General features: G+C 54.5%; 3 protein-coding genes and 2 pseudogenes. 2 read left to right on the top strand and 3 right to left on the bottom strand.

The window, feature by feature from the left end; all coding sequences use genetic code 11:
• From ALO80_RS06685 to ALO80_RS29120, 3 genes and pseudogenes are all read right to left on the bottom strand, one after another.
• A pseudogene (locus tag ALO80_RS06685) lies at positions 1–188 on the bottom strand (IS66 family transposase zinc-finger binding domain-containing protein); the annotation flags it as partial.
• Positions 189–311: 123 nt separating this feature from the next.
• On the bottom strand, positions 312–638 hold the full coding sequence (gene tnpA / locus ALO80_RS06680; RefSeq protein ID WP_055008376.1) for an IS66-like element accessory protein TnpA: 327 nt from the start codon (positions 636–638) through the stop codon (positions 312–314).
• Between the two features lie 342 nt (positions 639–980).
• A pseudogene (locus ALO80_RS29120) lies at positions 981–1138 on the bottom strand (tyrosine-type recombinase/integrase); the annotation flags it as partial.
• Here ALO80_RS29120 and ALO80_RS31380 point away from each other — a divergent pair.
• Positions 1121–1330 (top strand): hypothetical protein, encoded by a 210-nt coding sequence (locus ALO80_RS31380; RefSeq protein ID WP_055008375.1) that lies wholly within the window; start codon positions 1121–1123, stop codon positions 1328–1330. The pseudogene ALO80_RS29120 and the gene ALO80_RS31380 sit on opposite strands and share 18 nt — an antisense overlap.
• Before the next feature lie 5 nt (positions 1331–1335).
• Positions 1336–1599, top strand: a complete 264-nt coding sequence (locus tag ALO80_RS06670) for a hypothetical protein (protein ID WP_055008374.1) — start codon at positions 1336–1338, stop codon at positions 1597–1599.
• Positions 1600–1905: the final 306 nt, after the last annotated feature.

The raw sequence follows: 1905 nt of genomic DNA, 5'->3' as shown, positions 1-1905 counted from the left end.
GCCGGAACCGGTGCCTGGATCAGTGTCTCGCAGTCATCGCAGACCCATTTGCCACGCACATGGCGTTCAACGGAAAATGCGCCGGGCACGTAGTCCAGCTTCTCGCTGACATCCTCGCCGATGCGCTTGAGGGCGCAGCCGCATGGGCAGTGAGTATTGTCCGGTTCGTGATGGATCAGGGTGCGTGGCGAACAGATAAGCACAGTGCGGCTGCGCCGCACCGAACACCGCAATCACCCTAGCCAATGCCGTGTCGGTGCCTGCGCGCATGTCCATCGGTTCGGTGGCGAGCCAGATGGCATCAATGCGGATCAACGGACAAGCCCTCGGACAAAGCGGGCGCATCCGTCAGGGTCGCAAGTTGGCCATTTCACGATGAGCGATTGCTCGCCAAGAGGTAGCTCAATGATCGCCGACGCTTCGGTATTATGTTTTGGTTCAACCGGAGCGACTTTCAAAGAAATGAAAGCTGGTAGCGCGACTGCCTGCTGATCACGGTAAGGCGGTATCCACCGGCGAACGACATTGGGATTAATCCCGTGACTCATCGCAATAGCTGCCACGGAAATGCCGGGCTGCTCGCACTCTTGAACGACTTGGGCCTTGAAGGATTTCGGGTATGACTTACGTTGGCGCATGACGATCCTGACATTAAGGGTAATTGCGTCCGCTTAAAAATACGCGGACACAATCGCCCTTATTGATCGGACTCGGAAGGCGTGTTCCCCGGCCCCTTACAATCGAACACGGTTAGTGACGTACAGGGCAGGGGCAAATAAATTCATTGGGGTCTCGATCACTCAGCATCAGAGCATGCCTTCCTAGGTTTGTCTAAGAGGCTCCATCGCTCATTTATGACGGTTTCCGTCGTTATAAAGAGCGTATCGGCTGGCGCCCTAGAAGCTTCAGTGGAATGTCAGAGTAGACTTCTGTGTGGGTCGTAGTGAACATCAGTATTTTACTTTGTAGGTTGGAGAGCCCTACGGGCGATTCTGCCTCCGATCGTAGATTTTGGTCGTGCTGATGTGGCATGTCCCAGCCAGGCCTGGACCTTGGCGATATCTGCCTCATGCTCTAGGGCGTTGGTGGCTGCGGTTGCTCTGAGTCCATGGACTCCGGCATGACGGACAAATACGCCAAGCAAGACCTCGATTCGGAAATCAGCGTCAACCTGACGCTGCGTGACCTGATTATTCAGAGCTGGGGGCATGGGCGGCCCAGTCGTCACACTCCCCTATCCAATGAAAAAACGCTGCACCCACAAGCCCGCCAGCCGGGGCTAAGCCAGTTGAAAAGCGCCTACTTCGCGTCCGCTAAATCGAAGGAATGATCACCATGGCAAAGAAAGTCACTGTGAAAAGCGGCACGGTTTATACCACCCCCGGTGCTGCTCAAGCTTACTTCGGCGCGTTACGGGAGGGGACAGCCATTGATGGCAAACTCTCAGATCCTGATCGGTCTGATGTGCTCGACATATACCGCTCTACACAAAGCGCAGCAATCAGCTCACCATTTGCAGTCGCTAATCGCGCCGGATCTGCGAGGGCACAGAGAGCGGCTTCCGCAATATGGGGCAATGAACCGGACATATCGGAATAATGACCATGTATGGTCTTACCTTCATCGTAGAAATAGTCAAAGCTGTGGCATGGCCTGAGCTGCAGTTTTGCTCGGTTCGCTTTTTCGTAAGCAGTTAGCGGATCTCTCAAAGACCCTCACTAAAGGGAAGTTCTACAGCTTGGAATTTGAGTTCGCTCGACGTGAACTCGGCGCTCACCACTACGGTGGTAATAGGCAGGCCGTGTGCAACGAGTCTGAAATCACACACGGCCTGACGCCGCTACCAGTTTCTGTAAGGACTAGGGCTCAAAGTTGCCATTCGAATAGACCCGCTTGGATTTATAG

It is taken from the genome of Pseudomonas caricapapayae, assembly GCF_001400735.1.
Classification (GTDB): Bacteria; Pseudomonadota; Gammaproteobacteria; order Pseudomonadales; family Pseudomonadaceae; genus Aquipseudomonas; species Aquipseudomonas caricapapayae.
The sequence above is the reverse complement of the archived record's forward strand: the minus strand, read 5'-3'. Positions and strand labels throughout refer to the sequence as shown.

What these genes read in the sequence shown, in the direction of transcription:
- tnpA (WP_055008376.1), bottom strand. Translation starts at nt 638, where the DNA reads ATGCGCCAACGTAAGTCATACCCGAAATCCTTCAAGGCCCAAGTCGTT.
- ALO80_RS31380 (WP_055008375.1), top strand. Translation starts at nt 1,121, where the DNA reads ATGACGGACAAATACGCCAAGCAAGACCTCGATTCGGAAATCAGCGTC.
- ALO80_RS06670 (WP_055008374.1), top strand. Translation starts at nt 1,336, where the DNA reads ATGGCAAAGAAAGTCACTGTGAAAAGCGGCACGGTTTATACCACCCCC.